General features: G+C 63.8%; 18 protein-coding genes. 9 read left to right on the top strand and 9 right to left on the bottom strand.

Annotation, left to right across the window (positions count from 1 at the left end):
- Positions 1-5: 5 nt before the first annotated feature.
- From A39O_RS0124490 to A39O_RS0124460, 7 genes are all read right to left on the bottom strand, one after another.
- Positions 6-680: a phosphoglycolate phosphatase gene (locus A39O_RS0124490; RefSeq protein WP_020507299.1), complete on the bottom strand. Its 675-nt coding sequence runs from the start codon at positions 678-680 to the stop codon at positions 6-8.
- 33 nt (positions 681-713) lie between these two features.
- Positions 714-1406, bottom strand: a complete 693-nt coding sequence (gene rpe / locus A39O_RS0124485; protein ID WP_020507298.1) for a ribulose-phosphate 3-epimerase — start codon at positions 1404-1406, stop codon at positions 714-716.
- Between the two features lie 105 nt (positions 1407-1511).
- A complete protein-coding gene (djlA, locus tag A39O_RS0124480) occupies positions 1512-2354 on the bottom strand; it encodes a co-chaperone DjlA (RefSeq protein ID WP_020507297.1) in 843 nt (280 codons plus the stop codon).
- Between the two features lie 79 nt (positions 2355-2433).
- Positions 2434-3300, bottom strand: coding sequence for a transglycosylase SLT domain-containing protein (locus A39O_RS0124475; protein ID WP_083924875.1), 867 nt, complete (start codon positions 3298-3300; stop codon positions 2434-2436).
- Positions 3301-3524: 224 nt separating this feature from the next.
- Positions 3525-4193: a thiopurine S-methyltransferase gene (locus A39O_RS0124470; protein ID WP_020507295.1), complete on the bottom strand. Its 669-nt coding sequence runs from the start codon at positions 4191-4193 to the stop codon at positions 3525-3527.
- Between the two features lie 9 nt (positions 4194-4202).
- Positions 4203-5000, bottom strand: a complete 798-nt coding sequence (locus A39O_RS0124465) for a class I SAM-dependent methyltransferase (RefSeq protein WP_020507294.1) — start codon at positions 4998-5000, stop codon at positions 4203-4205.
- Positions 5001-5068: 68 nt separating this feature from the next.
- Complete coding sequence (locus A39O_RS0124460) at positions 5069-5932, bottom strand: lytic transglycosylase domain-containing protein (RefSeq protein WP_020507293.1); 864 nt, start codon at positions 5930-5932, stop codon at positions 5069-5071.
- Positions 5933-6044: 112 nt separating this feature from the next.
- Here A39O_RS0124460 and A39O_RS0124455 point away from each other — a divergent pair, with 112 nt between their 5' ends.
- A complete protein-coding gene (locus A39O_RS0124455; protein ID WP_020507292.1) occupies positions 6045-6611 on the top strand; it encodes a hypothetical protein in 567 nt (188 codons plus the stop codon).
- On the opposite strand, the gene A39O_RS34990 is transcribed toward A39O_RS0124455, so the two are convergent.
- Positions 6562-7392, bottom strand: a complete 831-nt coding sequence (locus tag A39O_RS34990; RefSeq protein ID WP_020507291.1) for an endonuclease/exonuclease/phosphatase family protein — start codon at positions 7390-7392, stop codon at positions 6562-6564. The genes A39O_RS0124455 and A39O_RS34990 overlap by 50 nt on opposite strands.
- Positions 7393-7549: 157 nt before the next feature.
- Complete coding sequence (locus A39O_RS0124445) at positions 7550-8203, bottom strand: c-type cytochrome (RefSeq protein ID WP_020507290.1); 654 nt, start codon at positions 8201-8203, stop codon at positions 7550-7552.
- A gap of 429 nt (positions 8204-8632) precedes the next feature.
- On the opposite strand from A39O_RS0124445, the gene A39O_RS0124440 reads away from it, so the two are divergent.
- From A39O_RS0124440 to clpX, 8 genes are all read left to right on the top strand, one after another.
- A complete protein-coding gene (locus A39O_RS0124440; protein WP_020507289.1) occupies positions 8633-9427 on the top strand; it encodes a M90 family metallopeptidase in 795 nt (264 codons plus the stop codon).
- A gap of 150 nt (positions 9428-9577) precedes the next feature.
- Positions 9578-10042 carry an Rrf2 family transcriptional regulator gene (locus A39O_RS0124435; protein ID WP_026199718.1) on the top strand — a complete coding sequence of 155 codons (465 nt, stop codon included), beginning with the start codon at positions 9578-9580 and terminating at the stop codon, positions 10040-10042.
- A gap of 118 nt (positions 10043-10160) precedes the next feature.
- Complete coding sequence (gene prmB, locus A39O_RS0124430; RefSeq protein WP_020507287.1) at positions 10161-11075, top strand: 50S ribosomal protein L3 N(5)-glutamine methyltransferase; 915 nt, start codon at positions 10161-10163, stop codon at positions 11073-11075.
- A gap of 3 nt (positions 11076-11078) precedes the next feature.
- Complete coding sequence (locus A39O_RS0124425; RefSeq protein WP_020507286.1) at positions 11079-11402, top strand: hypothetical protein; 324 nt, start codon at positions 11079-11081, stop codon at positions 11400-11402.
- 66 nt (positions 11403-11468) lie between these two features.
- Complete coding sequence (gene hemN, locus A39O_RS0124420) at positions 11469-12854, top strand: oxygen-independent coproporphyrinogen III oxidase (protein WP_020507285.1); 1386 nt, start codon at positions 11469-11471, stop codon at positions 12852-12854.
- Between the two features lie 391 nt (positions 12855-13245).
- Complete coding sequence (gene tig / locus A39O_RS0124415; RefSeq protein WP_020507284.1) at positions 13246-14556, top strand: trigger factor; 1311 nt, start codon at positions 13246-13248, stop codon at positions 14554-14556.
- Between the two features lie 83 nt (positions 14557-14639).
- Complete coding sequence (gene clpP, locus A39O_RS0124410) at positions 14640-15284, top strand: ATP-dependent Clp endopeptidase proteolytic subunit ClpP (protein ID WP_026199717.1); 645 nt, start codon at positions 14640-14642, stop codon at positions 15282-15284.
- Between the two features lie 187 nt (positions 15285-15471).
- Positions 15472-16746: an ATP-dependent Clp protease ATP-binding subunit ClpX gene (gene clpX / locus A39O_RS0124405; RefSeq protein WP_020507282.1), complete on the top strand. Its 1275-nt coding sequence runs from the start codon at positions 15472-15474 to the stop codon at positions 16744-16746.
- Positions 16747-16913: the final 167 nt, after the last annotated feature.

The following is a 16913-nucleotide window of genomic DNA, read 5'->3' as shown; positions in this document are numbered from 1 at the left end:
GTCTCCTAAGCCGCCCCGGCCACAAGCCCTTTGAGTTCAGCCAGCGAGTCGATGACACCGTCCGGGTGGGCCTCACGAATATCCTGACCATGGTTGTAGCCATAGCTCGTGCAGATGATGCTGAAACCGGCCGCGCGCGCCGCCTTCACGTCACTCACCGAGTCGCCGATCATCAGCGACTCCGCGGGATCGACCCCGAAGTGCCGGGCGGTGTGGAGCAAGGGCAGCGGATGCGGCTTCTTTTCCGGCAGGGTATCTCCGCTCACGACGATGCCGAAATCGTCCAGGACCCCGAGGTCTTTGAGCAGGGGCAGGGTGAATTGCGCGGCCTTGTTGGTCACACAGCCGAGCGGATAGCCGGCGCCGCGCAGATAGTCGAGCCCTTCACGCACGCCGGGGTACAGCATCGAACGCCCGGAGGTGTTCTCGCTGTACAGCTCAAGGAAGAGCGGATAGGCAAGAGCGTAATCGGCGTCCGGCGGCTCACCGTCCAGTTTCCCGATCAGGGCCCGCCGCACCAGACGCTCCACCCCGTTGCCGACCCAGTTGCGCACCGCCGCCGCGCCGCGGGGCGGGCGCCCCAGCCGGACCATCATTTCATCCACGCAATAAGCCAGATCGGGAACACTGTCGACCAGTGTCCCGTCCAGATCGATCAAAATCATTTTGGGGCGCAGCATCCGGTCAGGACTCCTGGCGAATCAACCGCGGGGTCAGCCGCGCACGGCCGCCAGCGCTTCGCGCATCTGGCGGATGATGGTGTCGTAACGGTGGGGGTCGCCGTCGCGCGGCTTGCCGAAGATACCGGAGCCGGAGACGAAGGTGTCGGCACCGGCGGCCTTGATCTCGGCGATGTTGTCGGCCTTCACCCCGCCATCGACCTCCAGACGGATTGCCAATCCGGAATCGTCGATCAGTTTCCGCACCTGCCGCAGCTTGTCGAGCGCCGCGGGGATGAAACTCTGGCCGCCGAAGCCCGGATTGACCGACATGAGCAGGATCATGTCGACCTTGTCCATCACATAGTCCAGATAGGACAAGGGTGTGGCGGGATTGAACACCAGACCGGCCTTGCAACCCTCGGCGTGGATGAGTTGCAGGGTGCGATCGATGTGCTCGCTGGCTTCCGGGTGGAACGTGATATAGGTCGCGCCGGCTGCCGCGAAATCCGGGATGATGCGATCCACCGGCTTGACCATCAGATGTACGTCGATGGGCGCCGTCACCCCATGCTTACGCAGGGCCTCGCAAATCAGCGGACCGATGGTCAGATTCGGCACATAGTGGTTGTCCATGACGTCGAAGTGGACGATGTCCGCCCCGGCGGCGAGCACGTTGTCGACATCTTCCCCGAGCTTCGCGAAGTTCGCGGAGAGAATGGAGGGTGCGATCAGATCAGGCGCCATGGTTACCCCTAAGTATTTCACCGGCCGAGCTGTGACTGCGTCGGCCGCGGTTGAGATCCGGCAAGCGCATCACTCTACCGCAAGCGCCGAAGATTTTCACTCGGATCAGCCCCCCGCGCGTGCGCGGGTGATGGTCTCGTAAGCGCTGCGTATCTCTTGCGTCTTCTGGGTGGCCATCTTGAGGGCCTCCGCGGGTGCGCCGCGCGAGACCAGCTTATCCGGGTGGTGCTGGTTCATCAGAAGCCGATAGGCGCGTTTGACCTCGGCGTCACTTGCCTTGGGCGTGACGCCGAGGACCGCATAGGCTCCTGACAGGGACCCGGCGGCCGGTTGCTGGTTCGTGCCCGGACGCTCACCGCGGGCCCCGCCGCCGCGCCAGGCACCCCCGCCGCCCAGAATCTGGGCCTGAATCTGGATCAAGCGCTCCACCCGGCGGAAACCGGCCGCGGGAATCTGCAAGCCGGCACGGATTTGCTCCAGCACCAGACGCTCGGCCGGGGCCGGCGCCCCGCCCGCATAGGCCGCCGCCAATTGGATTTCAAGAAAGAGCAGGTGCAACTGGGCCTGACCGGCGCTCAGGCGCCGAAATTCAGCCACGGCGGGCGCGAGCACGAAGTTCTCCGACTTGCCCTGCTGGAAGAGACGGATAGCCGCACGTCGGCCGGAGTCGTCGAGGCCCATCCGCGTCATGACCGACTCGGCAAAGGCGATATCGGTCTCGCTGACCCGACCATCGCTCTTGGCGAGGTGGCCCATGACTTTGAAGGTGGTCTCCAGGAACACCTGCTGGAGGCGCGCGCGGTCGGCGGCCCGTACCGGCCCGAACAGGTCCACCTGTGCCGCCCCGCGATCCAGCCCATGACCCAGGGTCGCCCCCACCAGTGCCCCCCAGGGTCCGCCGACCAGCAGACCCAAGGTACCGCCTACCGCTTTGCCCCACCAACCCATTGAAGCCCCCTGCTGCCGGTCTTGCCCCGAACATTACCTGAAACTGAATCAACCGCTCGCGACGCGCAACGAAGCCCCGTCAATTGATGCGCGCGATGATGCGGGTCACATAGGCGCGGGTCTCGGCATAGGGCGGGATGCCGCCATGGCGCTCGACCGCACCTTCCCCCGCGTTATAACCGGCCAGGGCGAGTTCAACGTCCCCCTTGAAGCGCGCCAGCAGCCAGCGCAGGTAGGCCATGCCCCCGCGCAGATTCTGCTCGGGGTCCCAGGCGTCCTGGACACCGAAACGCTCGGCGGTCGCGGGGATGAGTTGCATCAGACCCTGCGCGTTCTTGGGTGAGAGTGCGCGGGGATTGAAATTGGATTCGGCCTCGATGAGCGCCAGCACCAACTCCGGGTCCAGTTGGTAACCTGGGGCCAACCGGCGCACCAATTCGGCAACCTTACCCTTGGCCGGATGGGGGCGGGACGCGAAGCGCCCGGCCGCCGCCGCGGGGGGCAACGGCGGGTCCAGCAGGCATTCCGTCTCGCGCTTGGGTTTTCCGTCGACCTTCAACACCTTGAGCAGGTTGATCGCGGTGCTGTCCCGTTTGCCGGCGGCCTGATAGAACCAGGCGGCTGCCAGGTCTTGATCACGGTAGATACCGCGTCCGAAAGCATAGATTTGGCCAAGCTGCACCGCGGCTCGGGTGGCACCCTTGGCCGCGGCCTTGCAGTAGAGTTGAACCGCCTTGCGGGTGTTCTGAGTGACGCCGCGGCCGTTCTCATAGCGCGCGGCCAGCTCCAGGAGTTTGGCCGGCGACTTGCTGAGCAGCGCCTTTTCAAAGGCCGGGTCTTTGTCTTGCTCGCCGATCCGGTCCTTGGCGCAGACCGGCAGCGCGACCAATAGGGCAAGCAGCAGGCCGATCCGCGTTATCCGACGAGTTGGCGCTTGAGCGTGCATGTGCCTTTGGTCAGACTCGATCGGTTAGGCCGTGATCGGCCACCGATGAGATGCACCGTGACCGCGGCATGCGAGCTTGGACGCTGGGAAAAGACGTCCGCTTTGCCGGTTCGGCGAGGCGAACATCACAGGGCAGTATACATTTTCCAGCCGGCCGGGACGAGCGCGCACGACCGTGTACCATGTTACGCCGCCGGATGTAGGGGCGGGTTTCAAACCCGCCCCTACGCCAAGACCATGTCCGGATCCAGCCGATAGACCCGTTCCACCAGTTCGGTCAACCCCTGTTGGCGCCATCCCGGTGACTCGTCGAGGACATCGAGCTGCGCCAGCACGCTCAGCCGGTAGCGCTGCCCGAACAACTGCGCGATCTCCTGGGTGTGGACCGAAAACGGCGGTCCGGAGCGCAGCGCCTGGTCGTATTCCAGGGTAATCAGGAGATGCGGCACCCGCGCCGGGAGCAACGTGTCCAGATGGGCAGCGTAGCGGAGTCGCAGGTCAGGCGGGAGAGCGATCAGGGCGGCCCGGTCATAGACGGCCCCGATGTCGTCGAGCAGCGCCGCGGGCAGATCGAAAAAATCGCCGCAGAGCACTTCGATCTCATCGACGCGGTAACGGCTGAACCCGGACACCTGCGTCACCGTGGGATTCAAGCCGTTCTCCGCGAAAAAGGCATCCACGGCGAGTTGGCTGAGCTCGACCCCCAGCACCCGGTCTCCGCGGCTGGCGAGCCACAGCAGGTCGGTGGTCTTGCCGCACAGGGGCACCAGGACCCGGGTCCCGGTCGGGAGGCCGAGCTGGGGCCAGAACTCGCACAGGTGGCGGTTGATTTCATCGCGGTGCCAGCCGGTTTCACCGCGCTGCCAACGCTCCAACCAAAAGTCGGGGTTCATGGGATCCTCCTAAGGTGCGTCCGGGTCCGCCTCGGACCCGGCAGCGTCACCGCGTTTTTCGAAACGCAGGAAATAGTTTTCCGTGAGGAAATCGGGCTCCTCGACCAACCGGAACCCCGCCTGCCGGACCTCCTCCACCACCCTGTCGCGGTCCGCGCGCACGTGTTGCATCACCCAGGGTGAACTTAGGCCGGGACGGCGGCGGTAGTCGATGATGATCAGCACGCCGCCGGGGACCAGGGCCTGATGGATCGAGTCCAGCATCGCACGCGGGTACTCGAAGTGGTGATAGGTATCGCAAACGAAGGCCAGTTCGATCCCCGCGGCCGGCAGGCGGGTATCCTCCTGGGTGCTGACGGCCGGGACGATATTGTCGACCCGATAGCGCGCGGCCAAGTCCTGCAGGCCGGCAACGAAACTCGGCGAGGTATCCACCGCGTAGACCACCCCGTCCGGTCCGACCGCACGCGCGAACAGCACCGTAAAGAGCCCGGTCCCGGCACCGATATCAGCGATGCGCATCCCTGGGTGAGGTCGAACCGCATGAACGATCTTGAAGCGCTGGTCGAAGACTTCCCGCCCCGGCCGCTCGAAGACCTGGGTCCATTCGCGCGGGTCCCCGTCCTGGTAGTGACGGTTGAGCAACGGGCTGACCGCCCGGTCGCTGTGGACTGAACGGGTCGGAGCCGCGGGCGCCGTGTCGGGCTCCGTGGGCCGTTCGCGGTCCTCTGCCGCCACCGCAGCCGCGGCCGGGACCAGATTGGTCAGGCCGACCAGTACCAACACGCTAAAGTGCAAACCGTTCATTCGAGTCGAACCTGAGACGATGTCCGCCGGATCGAGCAACCCCGGGGATTGGCTGTGCTCCAGTCGCCTCAGGGTGCCAGTTTCCCCATGATACGGGCGACATAGGATTGCGTCTCGGCGAAGGGCGGCACCCCGCCGTGACGATCCACCGCCCCTTCGCCGGCGTTGTATCCCGCGAGAGCCAGTCGCAGGTCGCCTTTGAAGTAGCCGAGCAACCACCGCAGATAGGCCATACCGCCGCGCAGGTTCTGCTCCGGATCCCACACATCGCGAACTCCGAATCGCGCGGCGGTCGCCGGGATCAGTTGCATGAGGCCCTGGGCGTTTTTCGGTGACTGGGCGCGCGGGTTGAAATTAGACTCAACCTCGACCAGGGCCAAGACCAGATTCGGGTCCAACTGATACTCACTCGCCAGGTCCCGCACCAACGCGGCAAGCGGCCCCGCGGCCGGTTGGAGACGCGCCGCGCCGCGCCGCGCCGGAGGTAGCGGAGGCGGCGCCGGCCGTAGCGCGTCGCGACCGTCGGTCAGTGCGCAGACGGGTTCACGCTTGGGCTTTCTCGAATAGCCCAGGCGACTCAAGATCCGTTTCGACTGCGCGTCCTGCTGCGCGGCCGCCAGATGCAGCCAGGCGGCCGCCAGTTCCTCGTCACGCTTGACCCCATTGCCGTTGGCATAAAGCCAACCGAGGTAATACTGGGCCTCGATGTCGCCTTGCCTGGCCGCCTTGCAATAGAGCCGGATGGCGTTATCCAGGTTCCGCGGGAGGCCCTCGCCATGCTCGAAGCGCCGTCCCCATTCGGTCAATTGACGTTTATCCAGCGCGGCATACGCCTTGGCGAAAGTCGCATCGGCGGCGCCGGCCATCGGCAGACCCGCGAGCAAGCAAGTCAAGAACCGGCACAACAGTCGCTTGAGGATGCCCTGTCGCATGTGACGGAAGTCCGCGCGGTGTCGCCCCGGTGTCGCGGCGTGCAGGAGTCACGGAGCCGGAGCGTCGATCTGTTAGGATGCCCGATATTACCCGAACCCGACGGATGCAGTCATGCCCAACCACACCGGACGGCTGGTTCTGACGACCGCCGATCCACTCGCTGGTCCCGCGGCAAGCGTGCTGATCGAGACGCTGTCCCGGGCTGGCTTCATCGCCGTCCCCCTGCCCGGCCATCCCCATGCTTACGCCGTCGGAGCCAATTTCCTGAGCCTGCTCGCCTTCAGCGGCTGCGCGGTCGTGGTTCCCACCGCGGCCGGGCCGGACCCGCACACCGCGTTCTGCCATGTCCGGATTTCGACTTTGAGCGCCGCACCGCGCTTATTGTATGGCCGCAACACCCGCCCGCCGCGCTGCCCGAACTGCCGCGCCCGGCTCATCGACTGGCGCGACCGGATGATCGCGCAACTGGAGCGCCCACATCCGGAAACCACCTGCACCGCCTGCGGCGACACCCGTCCGCCCTGGCGCTGGGATTGGAAGGAACAGGGCGGATTCGGACGCCTGTTCGTCCTGGTCGAGGAGGTCTTCCCCGGCGAAGCGGTACCAACGCCGCCGCTGATCGATATGCTCACCGACGCTTGCGGCTTTGGTTGGCGTCACTTTTATGTACAGGATTGAACGGGGTTCCGCGCAGGTCAGCCGGCTCGGCAAAACCCAGCCCCTCCGGCAGACCCAGCGTCATGCTGAGCGGGAGGTGGTCGGACAGGGGATAATCGATCACATGGGCACTGAGGATCCGCAGCGGCTGAGTCACCAGGATGTGATCCAGATTGTGCCGCGGGCGCCAACTGGGAAAGGTCTTCAGATTGTAGTCCAGCCCCTGCATCCCGGTGCGTTTGACCATCGCCCGCAGACTGCGTGAGTCGCTGCCGCAGTTGAAGTCGCCCATCAGCACCAGCAGCGGATGCTCCTCCACCAGACCGGCCAGGTAGCTGAGCTGACGCTTGCGAGCCCGCCAACCCAGGGCCAGGTGGACGATGCCGATCGCCAGTTGCTCGCCATCCGCCAGCGGGATCTCCACCACCACGGCGCCGCGGCCGGGCAGCCCCGGAAGCTTATGCTCGGTGACCGGACCCGGCCGCAGTCGGCTCAGCAAGCCATTGCTATGCTGAGCAAAAAGTCCCAGGTCGCGGTTGATCTGGCGGTACCAGTAAGGAAAGCCACCCTGCCGCGCGAGATATTGTATCTGGTCGATGTTGGCGCTGCGCAGGCTGCCGGCGTCCACCTCTTGCAGTCCGACCACATCGAACTGCTGAATCAATTGGGCGATCCGTGCCAGATTGACGATCCGTTCCGGGTGCGGCAGCACGTGCTTCCAACTGTTCGTCACATAGTCACTATACCGACGGGAGTAGATTCCGCCTTGGACATTGTAGCTCAGCAGTTTGATGTGCTGCATGGACGCGCCGATCGGTGGCTCGAGGCCCGGGTAGTGAATGCCTGGCCCAAGCTAACGCGACGCCCGGCCGTCGGGTCTACCCCAGCGACGACTGTTGGACGCTGCCCTGCCACCGGAAACAGGGCCTGCGCTTCGCTGCATGTCGATGTGGACGCTGTTACTGGCTGAGCCCCTGAACGTACTGAGCAACCGCGGCAATCTCATCGTTGGTCAGACGGGCGGCGACCCCGCGCATCATCCCGTTGGGGTCGTTCGCCCGGCTGCCGTCGCGGAACCAGGTCAGGGTCTGCTTGGCGTAGTCCGCATGTTGACCCGAAATGCGCGGGAACTTGGCGAGACCCACACCCATGCCGGCGGGGCCATGACACCCGGCGCACGCGGGTACACCCGACGTCGGATTACCGGCCCGGTAGATACGCTCACCCAGCTCCGCCAGCGCCGGATCGGCGGCACCGCCGGCCTGGGATTGCTTGGAGTAGTAGGCCGCCATATCGCGCACCTCCTGCTCCGACAGTGGCGCAGCCATCGGGCTCATCTGCGCGTTCTGGCGTCTGCCGGCCTTGAAGTCCATGAGTTGCTTATAGATATATTGGGGGTGCTGGCCGGCGAGCTTGGGCCAGATCGGGACGATGCTGTTGCCCATGGGGCCATGGCAGGCGATACAGATAGCGTTTGCCTTGGCTTCCCCCGCCTTGGGGTCTCCGACCGGCTGCGCCCCCTCGTTCGCCGCCTGGTTGGCCCAGGCCGCGCCTGAAAGCCCGCCGACCAGGAGTGCCGCCGCCGAAACCGTCTGTAGCCAGTTGCTAGTCATTTCCAGTGCCCGTTTTAGGTTGTGCGTGACCACGCCCGATCGCGGTCACCTTGAAGAGTGAGAAAATCCCCGGATGTATATCAGAGGTGGCTCATACGGGTCAATTTCCCCGCACGAATTCTTGTCGATAGGACGGCATTTCACCCCCCTGCCGGTGCACAGACCCCCGGCCGCGGAGAAGATTCCGCTAAGCACACCGATCGCCTGGATGATCACGAGGGAGCGTCGGCAGTACGGGAGCCGCAGTCCATCGCGCAGTGTAACCAAACCTTCGCCAGGCACCAAGGCCGCCGCGCGATCACACGACAAGCGAGATCAAACGGTGTATACAAACCAGGTCAACCTCCGAACATCGTACCCCGTGATTCCTCAGATGGGGCCGGTCCTGCACAAGCCTACGCGGACGTCCGCACCAACGGGGGTGCGTGCGTGGGCGTGCTGACCCGTTGGTGGCAGTCCCGAATCCTCGCCCGGGAGCGGCGACGCTACCGCCGGTCGGATTGGCGGGCCGCCCGCGCCGCCCTCCCATTGCTCGCCGGATTGACCGACGAGCAGGATGGCCGACTCGCCGACCTTGCCCTGTTGTTCCTGCGGGACAAGCGGTTGGAAGCAGTGCAGGGACTTCAGTTGACCGTGCGGATGCGGCTCGTCATCGCCCTGCAAGCGGCGCTGCCGGTTCTTGAACTGGGGCTCGACTGGTATCGCGGATGGTACGCGCTGATTCTCTACCCAGCCGAGTTCGTCCCAGCTCATGAGTACGTGGATGACGATGGCCTGGTCTGGGTGGACGACGCGGTCAAGAGCGGCGAGGCCTGGGAGCAGGGACCCGTGATCCTGTCGTGGGCCGACGTGGCGGCCGGTCGGACCCTGGACGGCTATAACGTCGTATTACACGAACTGGCTCACAAGCTCGACATGCGCGACGGTTCCGCCAATGGCCGACCGCCGCTGCACGCCGACATGTCGGGTCAGTCATGGACCCAAGCATTCGCGGCGGCCTATGCAGACCTCAACCACCGGGTAGCGGCGGGGGAGGAGACCCCGATCGACCCCTACGGCGCCGAGTCACCCGCGGAGTTTTTCGCAGTCGCCAGCGAGGCGTTCTTCGAGACTCCCGGCCTGCTCAACGCCGACTATCCGGCGGTCTACGCGCAACTGCGCGCCTTCTATCGCCAGCATCCGCTGGCGCGACTGGGAGCCGGAGCACAGCCTGGGAGTCGGTAACCGCCGCGCTGCACGCCGCCCGCCCGACCGCAGGCCGAGGCTTTTCCGTCCTTGATGCATTGAAATGCGAAAATTGTTGACTAACTTAGTCAGAGTCGCGTCTGGCCGCGCGATCTTCTGGGCTCAACCCACACCTGGCAGGCAATAACTATGAGACTCTCGACCAAAGGCAGATACGCGGTAACCGCCATGCTCGATCTGGCACTGCACGCCGGCAACGGCCCGGTGACCCTGGCGGATATTTCAGTCAACCAGGGCATTTCGCTGTCCTACCTGGAGCAGTTGTTCGCAGCGCTGCGCAACAAGCAACTGGTGCGCGGCGTCCGTGGACCCGGCGGCGGATACTACCTGGGGCGACCGGCGGCCGAGGTGTCGATCGCCGACATCATCTGCGCCGTCGACGAATGGGTGGAGTTCACCCGCTGCGGCGGACGCGAGAACTGTCGGGACGGTCAGCGCTGCCTGACGCATCACTTGTGGGATCAATTGAGCGACGAGATTTTCCACTTCCTGAGCGGGATCACCCTGGAAGATCTGGTCGAGCGCGGGCGTGCCGACAAGCAGAAATCCCGGCCGGACTTCCTCACCGCGAACGGAAACCGCCGCGCCGCTTGAAGGGGCGCATGCGATCCGGTGTGCCGGGCCGCCAAGTGCTATCCTTGGCATCCCGCCGCCGACGCGGGAGCGGCCCCCGTGCGGTGGGACCGCGCAACGAACCGGGAAACGCGAGGCGATGGCCGAACAAGCTGATGGATTGATGACGATCCAGGACTATGTCCGCTGGGGCGCCAGTCGCTTCAACAGTGCTGGAGTTTTTTTTGGCCACGGTACGGACAATGCCTTGGACGAGGCGGCGCAACTGGTGCTGGCCGCGCTCTCCCTGCAGCCCGACCTTCCAGCCAGCTTCCGCGACTGCCGCCTGACCTCGGCCGAGCGCACGCTAGTCACGGACCTGATCGAGCGGCGGGTAAGCGAGCGGCTGCCGGCAGCCTATCTCACGGGACGCGCCTGGTTCGCCGGGATGGAATTCGACATCGACGAGCGGGTCCTGGTCCCTCGCTCACCGATCGCCGAACTGATCGAGGCGGGGTTTGAACCCTGGATCGACGCCGAGCGCGTGGATCGCATCCTGGACCTGTGCACCGGAAGCGGCTGTATCGGGATCGCCGCGGCAGTCTACTTGCCACACGCGGAGGTCGACCTGGCGGATATCTCGCAGGCCGCCCTGGCGGTCGCACGACGCAATGTGGAGAAGCATCAGGTTGCCGATCGTGTCCGCGTCCTGGAGTCGGACCTGTTCAACGGCCTCGCAGAGGAGCGCTATGACGTCATCTGCTGCAATCCGCCGTATGTGCCGCGGGCGGAACTGGACGGTCTGCCTCCCGAGTACCAGCGGGAACCGCGGCTGGCCCTGCTGGGCGGCGAGGACGGACTGACGCTGTTGCTGCGCATCCTGCGCGAGGCCGGACGACACCTGACCGATAAGGGCATTCTGGTGTTGGAGGCCGGTTCCGCGGCCCCTGGACTGGAGCAGCGTCTGCCGCGGGTGCCCTGGACCTGGATCGAGTTCGAACGCGGCGGCGACGGCGTGTTACTGTTGTCACGCGCACAAATCAATCAGTATCAACGCGAGTTCGAGGAGGCCTGACCCATGAGTTTGAGACGGGCGCGGTGCGCGGATGAGTATGTCGAGTGGGTGTGTCAGGCAACCTTCGAGGTCGCCGACCTGCGGGACTGCCTGGAGTACGAGCTCGAGGACCTGACCCGATTTCCCGCATTTCTCGACCCCCTGGAAGAAGGCATCAAGACGGTCTACCAGTCCATGCAGGACGGAACCTACTGCTTCGGACGTGAAGATTTGCCGTTCGTGGAACTGGCGGAGCGGTATGCCGACGAGATCCCCTTCCAAACACTGCTGCGGCAAATCAACGAGACGCACCGGCGCGGTCTCGATGTCGCCGGCACCGATACCTGAGCCGGCCCCGAATGAAAACATGCAACCATTTTGAGGCGCCAACGTCGGCGCTAGAGGTTTGAATCGATGGAACAGGGTATCTCTTTCGACCTGGACCTGATCCGCCGCTACGATCAAAGCGGCCCGCGTTACACCTCTTACCCGACGGCAGTCGAGTTTCACGAGGGCTTCGATGCGACCGCGTACGCTGCGGCCTGTGCACGCAGCAACGTCAGCAAACGCCCGCTGTCCCTATACTTCCATATTCCGTTTTGTGACACGGTTTGTTTCTACTGCGCCTGCAACAAGATCGCCACCAAAGACCGGTCGCTGGCGCCGCCCTATCTCGAACACCTTTACCGTGAGATCGAAATGCAAGCGGCGCTGTTCGACCGCGATCGGGTGGTCGAGCAACTGCACTGGGGTGGCGGTACCCCGACATTCCTGAGCCACGACCAGATGCAGGGGCTCATGCAGCAAACCCGTCGCCACTTCACCCTGGCCGACGATGCGACCGGCGAGTACTCCATCGAGATCGACCCGCGCGAGGCGGACGCGGCGACCGTGACGTTGTTGCGGCGGATCGGATTCAACCGCATGAGTCTGGGGGTACAGGACTTCGATCCCCGCGTTCAGGAGGCGGTGAACCGCATCCAGACCGAGGCTCAGACCCTGGAGGTGCTCAACGCGGCACGTGCAGAGGGTTTCCGCTCCATCAGTCTTGATCTGATCTACGGCCTGCCGTTCCAAACGGTTGCCAGCTTCCTGCGCACGCTGGATCGGATCATCGCGTTCGCCCCGGACCGGGTTTCGGTGTTCAACTACGCTCACCTGCCCGAGCGCTTCAAACCCCAACGGCGAATCAATGAACCTGACTTGCCGGCACCGGAGGTCAAGCTCGATATCCTGCAGAGCACGATCGCCCGTTTGAACGAGGCGGGCTACGTCTACATCGGCATGGATCACTTCGCGCGACCGGACGACGAACTGACGCTGGCGCAACGCGCCGGAACGTTGTATCGCAACTTCCAGGGCTACTCGACCCACGCCGACTGCGACCTGATCGGCCTCGGCGTGACCTCCATCGGGAAGGTTGACACAACCTACGGCCAGAACCGGCGGGCACTGGAAGAATATTATGCGGACATCGATGCCGGGCGCCTGCCGGTGTTCCGCGGCCTTGAACTGAACCGCGACGACCTGATTCGCCGGGACGTCATCACCCGCCTGATCTGCCATTTCGAGCTCGCGATTCCCACCATCGAATCGACTTGGGACATCGTCTTCGCCGACTATTTCGCCGACGCACTGGCGCGACTCAACCCCATGATTGGTGACGGTTTGGTGGAGATCGACGCCGGCAAGATCCGCATCCTCCCGCGCGGGCGGCTCCTGGTGCGCAATATTTGCATGGCCTTCGATGCCTATCTTGCAAACAAGACCGGTCCGATCGGATTCTCGAAGGTGATCTGAGCCTCGGCCGACGGGGCGGGTTGAAACCCGCCCCGACCTCCGGTTAGCACGCTGGACGCCCTTTAACGCGACGCCAAAGACGGGCGAAACGACAAGCGAAGCGGAGCATGGTCTGACAGCACGCTCCCAAGCCCCAGTCCCGTCAACACAAATCGCGCGCTGATCCCGGCGCGTCACGCGCGTTCACCGTCGCGAGACGGCGGATTACGCCGAATTCTCCGCAATCGCTGGCGAAATCACTGGCTTTGCCTTGGATCATGAGGGCAAGCCGGGCTATAATCTTACGCTTTTCATGTCGGGCATCGCTGCCCGATGGACTGAATTGATTCGACCCGCGCCGGGGTGATATCCGACGCGGTGAAGATCGTCTGGACGGTGGGAGACACGACGCATGCAAGTTACGGTGGAGTCGGGAGAGGGTCTGGAGCGGCGGATGCGCATCGAGCTCCCCTTTGAACGCATTCAGGGCGAGGTGGACAAACGCTTGCAGGGCATCGCGCGCTCGGCCCGTCTGCCCGGCTTTCGACCCGGCAAGGCGCCAACGAAGGTGCTGCGTCAACGCTACGGCAATCAGATCGAGATCGAGGTGTTCGGCGAGTTGGTCCAGTCGAGCTTCGCCGAGGCGGTGGAGAGTCATGCCTTGCGCCTGGCCGGCGCTCCGAGCATCCAGCCGGAGATCGATCAGGCGGCGCGGAGCTTCGGCTTCACCGCGACCTTCGAGGTGCTGCCCCAAGTCGAACTCGCGTCCCTGGCCGGCCAGGTAGTCAAACGGCCGGTCGCGCAACTGACGGATGAAGATTTGGGACTGATGATCGAGCGGCTGCGCGAACAACGCAAGACCTGGGTGGAGGCCCAGCGGCCCGGCCAAGCGGGCGACCGCCTGACCATCTCCTATACGGGCACCCTGGACGGCGAACCCTTCGATGGCGGTTCGGCCTCCGGCACCACGGTGGAACTCGGTACGGGGCGCATGATCCCCGGCTTCGAGGACGGACTGGTCGGTGCCGGTGCCGGGGAGACCCGCACCTTGGATCTGCGTTTTCCGGAGGGCTACCAGCGGGCCGACCTGGCCGGGCGCCCGGTGCGCTTCGAAGTCACCATCGATGCGGTGAGCGAACCCCTGCTGCCCGAAGTGGACGAGGCCTTTGCCCGCAGCTTCGGGGTCGCCGACGGCGATGTCGAGCGCTTTCGTGCCGACGTGCGTGCCAATATGGCGCGTGAATTGAAGCAGCGCATCCACGGCCGCATGAAGGAGCAAGTGATGGATCTGATCCTGAAGTGCAACACCGTTGACACTCCAAGGGTTTTGGTCGCAAACGAGATCAACGGGCTCAAACAACAGATGCGCGCCAACCTCGGCGGTGCCCAGTTCGAGTTGCCCGACAGCCTCTTCGAGGAGTCCGCGCAGCGTCGCGTCGGCTTGGGCCTGATCATCGCCGAGATCGTCAAACAAAATGGGATCAAGGCCGATCCGCAGAGCATCCGTGCGGCCGTAGAGGACATGGCGTCCACCTACGAGGACCCACAAGAGGTCATCAACTATTATTACGCCGACCGCAAGAACCTCGGCCCGGTGGAATCACTGGTTCTGGAGGAACAGGTCGTGAACTGGGCACTGAGCCAGGTGACGGTAGAAGAGGAACAGTTGAGCTTCGCGCAGTTGACCGACCCGGCGTCGGCAGCCAACCCCGCGGGGCTCTAGCCCCAACACCCCGGCATCCTGGGATGCCGGGGTGTTGGATCGAGTGCGGATCGACAGCGTTAAGCAGCAGGCGAGTGGAGTTCATGATCAATCCCGTGAGTCACAGCGAGTGGAGCCCGAAAGGTCTGGGGCTCGTGCCCATCGTCATCGAGCAAACCGCGCGCGGCGAACGCTCCTTCGATATCTACTCGCGTCTTCTGAAAGAGCGGGTCATCTTCCTGGTGGGGCCGGTCGAAGACTATATGGCCAACCTGGTGGTCGCCCAGATGCTCTTTCTGGAGTCCGAGAACCCGGACAAAGATATCCATCTTTACATCAACTCCCCTGGCGGATCGGTGACGGCCGGACTGGCCATCTACGATACCATGCGCTTCATCCGCCCGGATGTGAGCACCATGTGTGTTGGACAGGCCGCCAGCATGGGCGCTCTGCTCTTGGCGGGCGGAGCCGCGGGTAAGCGCTACTGCCTGCCGCACTCGCGGATGATGATCCACCAACCGCTGGGCGGCTTCCAGGGGCAAGCGACCGATATCGACATCCACGCCCGCGAGATCCTCCTGATTCGTGATCGCCTCAATCACATCCTGTCGCACCACACCGGTCAGCCGATCGAGAAGATTGCCGACGACACCGACCGCGACCGTTTCATGGGAGGCGAAGAGGCCCAGGTCTATGGTCTGATCGATACCGTCCTGACCGAGCGCGGTCCGGCTGGAAGCAAGCTCTAAGGGCATCCGCCGCACCATGAGGCACGCATCGCGCATGTGTTGCGGCGCTCGACGCCGGTTCCGGCCAGACCAACGGTCTGGTTTTGTGACTTTCTTGCTATACAGATTCAAACCGTTATGATTGACTTAAACGCGCGAGGGACGGCTTGGTCCCCGGCGTAAACCGACCTCCGGAGTGTCAACCCCGATGAGTGGAAGCAACCACGGTAAGAACGACGAGGGCAAACTCCTCTACTGTTCGTTCTGCGGCAAGAGTCAGCATGAAGTGCGCAAGCTCATCGCCGGCCCTTCCGTGTTCATTTGTGACGAGTGCGTCGAGCTGTGCAACGACATCATCCGTGAGGAGATGCAGGAGGGCGCGGGCGAAGCGACCAGCAACCTGCCAAAACCACACGAGATCAAAGAGAGTCTCGACCAGTTCGTCATCGGTCAAGAGTATGCCAAGAAAGTCCTTTCGGTTGCCGTCTACAACCATTACAAAAGGTTAGAGGTCTCGGAGGCTAAGGAAGAGATCGAGATCGCCAAGAGTAATATTTTGCTCATCGGGCCTACGGGCTCGGGCAAGACCCTGCTGGCGGAAACCCTGGCACGGGTGCTGAACGTGCCCTTCACCATCGCCGATGCAACCACGCTGACCGAGGCCGGGTATGTCGGCGAGGATGTCGAGAATATCATCCAGAAGCTGCTCCAGAAGTGCGACTACGACGTTGAGAAGGCGCAGACGGGCATCGTCTATATCGACGAGATCGACAAGATCTCACGCAAGTCGGACAATCCGTCGATCACCCGTGACGTGTCGGGCGAAGGTGTTCAGCAAGCACTGCTCAAGCTGATCGAGGGGACCGTCGCCTCGGTACCGCCTCAGGGCGGACGCAAACATCCACAGCAGGAGTTCCTGCAGGTCGACACCTCCAACATCCTCTTTATCGTTGGGGGCGCTTTCGCTGGTCTTGACAAAGTGATCCAAAACCGCCTAAATAAGTCAGGTATGGGCTTCACATCCGACGTCCACAGTAAGGATGACAAGCGTCAGATTGGCGAGTTGTTGGCCGCGGGTGAACCGGAGGATCTGATCCGTTACGGCCTGATCCCGGAATTCGTCGGACGCCTGCCGGTGACGGCCACGCTCGACGAACTCGATGAGGCGGCCCTGATGCGCATCCTCACCGAACCGAAGAACGCGCTGGTCAGACAGTATGCCCGTCTGTTCGAGATGGAGGGTGTGGAACTTGAACTGCGCGACGACGCCATGCGCTGCATCGCCCACAAGGCGATGGATCGCAAGACCGGGGCACGCGGCCTGAGGACCATCATGGAGCAGGTCCTGCTCGACACCATGTACGACTTACCGTCCATGAGCAACGTGGGTAAGGTTGTGCTGGACGGCTCGGTGATCAGGGGCGAGAACAAACCCTTCCTGATCTACGAAGGCCTCGAAAAGCAGGCCGCGTCGGGGGATTGACCCCAGGAGCCGCGCCCTCGCGCGGCTTTGCGTGTCCTCTTCTGTTGAAGTTGCCTGTTTCTGCCCTGATTCTTTTCCCCAGCGCACCAGCAATCATTCACCGATCTCTGCGCCAGCCTCGCGCTCCGGGTCCGGCCAAGCCGTCCGGGGCTGCGGGCCAGAGTGGT

This window comes from Lamprocystis purpurea DSM 4197, assembly GCF_000379525.1.
GTDB lineage: Bacteria > Pseudomonadota > Gammaproteobacteria > Chromatiales > Chromatiaceae > Thiodictyon > Thiodictyon purpureum.
The sequence above is the reverse complement of the archived record's forward strand: the minus strand, read 5'-3'. Positions and strand labels throughout refer to the sequence as shown.

What these genes read in the sequence shown, in the direction of transcription:
- A39O_RS0124435 (WP_026199718.1), top strand. Translation starts at nt 9,578, where the DNA reads ATGAGACTCTCGACCAAAGGCAGATACGCGGTAACCGCCATGCTCGAT.
- A39O_RS0124465 (WP_020507294.1), bottom strand. Translation starts at nt 5,000, where the DNA reads ATGAACGGTTTGCACTTTAGCGTGTTGGTACTGGTCGGCCTGACCAAT.
- prmB (WP_020507287.1), top strand. Translation starts at nt 10,161, where the DNA reads ATGGCCGAACAAGCTGATGGATTGATGACGATCCAGGACTATGTCCGC.
- tig (WP_020507284.1), top strand. Translation starts at nt 13,246, where the DNA reads ATGCAAGTTACGGTGGAGTCGGGAGAGGGTCTGGAGCGGCGGATGCGC.
- A39O_RS0124490 (WP_020507299.1), bottom strand. Translation starts at nt 680, where the DNA reads ATGCTGCGCCCCAAAATGATTTTGATCGATCTGGACGGGACACTGGTC.
- A39O_RS0124455 (WP_020507292.1), top strand. Translation starts at nt 6,045, where the DNA reads ATGCCCAACCACACCGGACGGCTGGTTCTGACGACCGCCGATCCACTC.
- clpX (WP_020507282.1), top strand. Translation starts at nt 15,472, where the DNA reads ATGAGTGGAAGCAACCACGGTAAGAACGACGAGGGCAAACTCCTCTAC.
- A39O_RS0124470 (WP_020507295.1), bottom strand. Translation starts at nt 4,193, where the DNA reads ATGAACCCCGACTTTTGGTTGGAGCGTTGGCAGCGCGGTGAAACCGGC.
- A39O_RS0124425 (WP_020507286.1), top strand. Translation starts at nt 11,079, where the DNA reads ATGAGTTTGAGACGGGCGCGGTGCGCGGATGAGTATGTCGAGTGGGTG.
- clpP (WP_026199717.1), top strand. Translation starts at nt 14,640, where the DNA reads ATGATCAATCCCGTGAGTCACAGCGAGTGGAGCCCGAAAGGTCTGGGG.
- hemN (WP_020507285.1), top strand. Translation starts at nt 11,469, where the DNA reads ATGGAACAGGGTATCTCTTTCGACCTGGACCTGATCCGCCGCTACGAT.
- A39O_RS0124475 (WP_083924875.1), bottom strand. Translation starts at nt 3,300, where the DNA reads ATGCACGCTCAAGCGCCAACTCGTCGGATAACGCGGATCGGCCTGCTG.
- A39O_RS0124445 (WP_020507290.1), bottom strand. Translation starts at nt 8,203, where the DNA reads ATGACTAGCAACTGGCTACAGACGGTTTCGGCGGCGGCACTCCTGGTC.
- djlA (WP_020507297.1), bottom strand. Translation starts at nt 2,354, where the DNA reads ATGGGTTGGTGGGGCAAAGCGGTAGGCGGTACCTTGGGTCTGCTGGTC.
- A39O_RS34990 (WP_020507291.1), bottom strand. Translation starts at nt 7,392, where the DNA reads ATGCAGCACATCAAACTGCTGAGCTACAATGTCCAAGGCGGAATCTAC.
- A39O_RS0124460 (WP_020507293.1), bottom strand. Translation starts at nt 5,932, where the DNA reads ATGCGACAGGGCATCCTCAAGCGACTGTTGTGCCGGTTCTTGACTTGC.
- rpe (WP_020507298.1), bottom strand. Translation starts at nt 1,406, where the DNA reads ATGGCGCCTGATCTGATCGCACCCTCCATTCTCTCCGCGAACTTCGCG.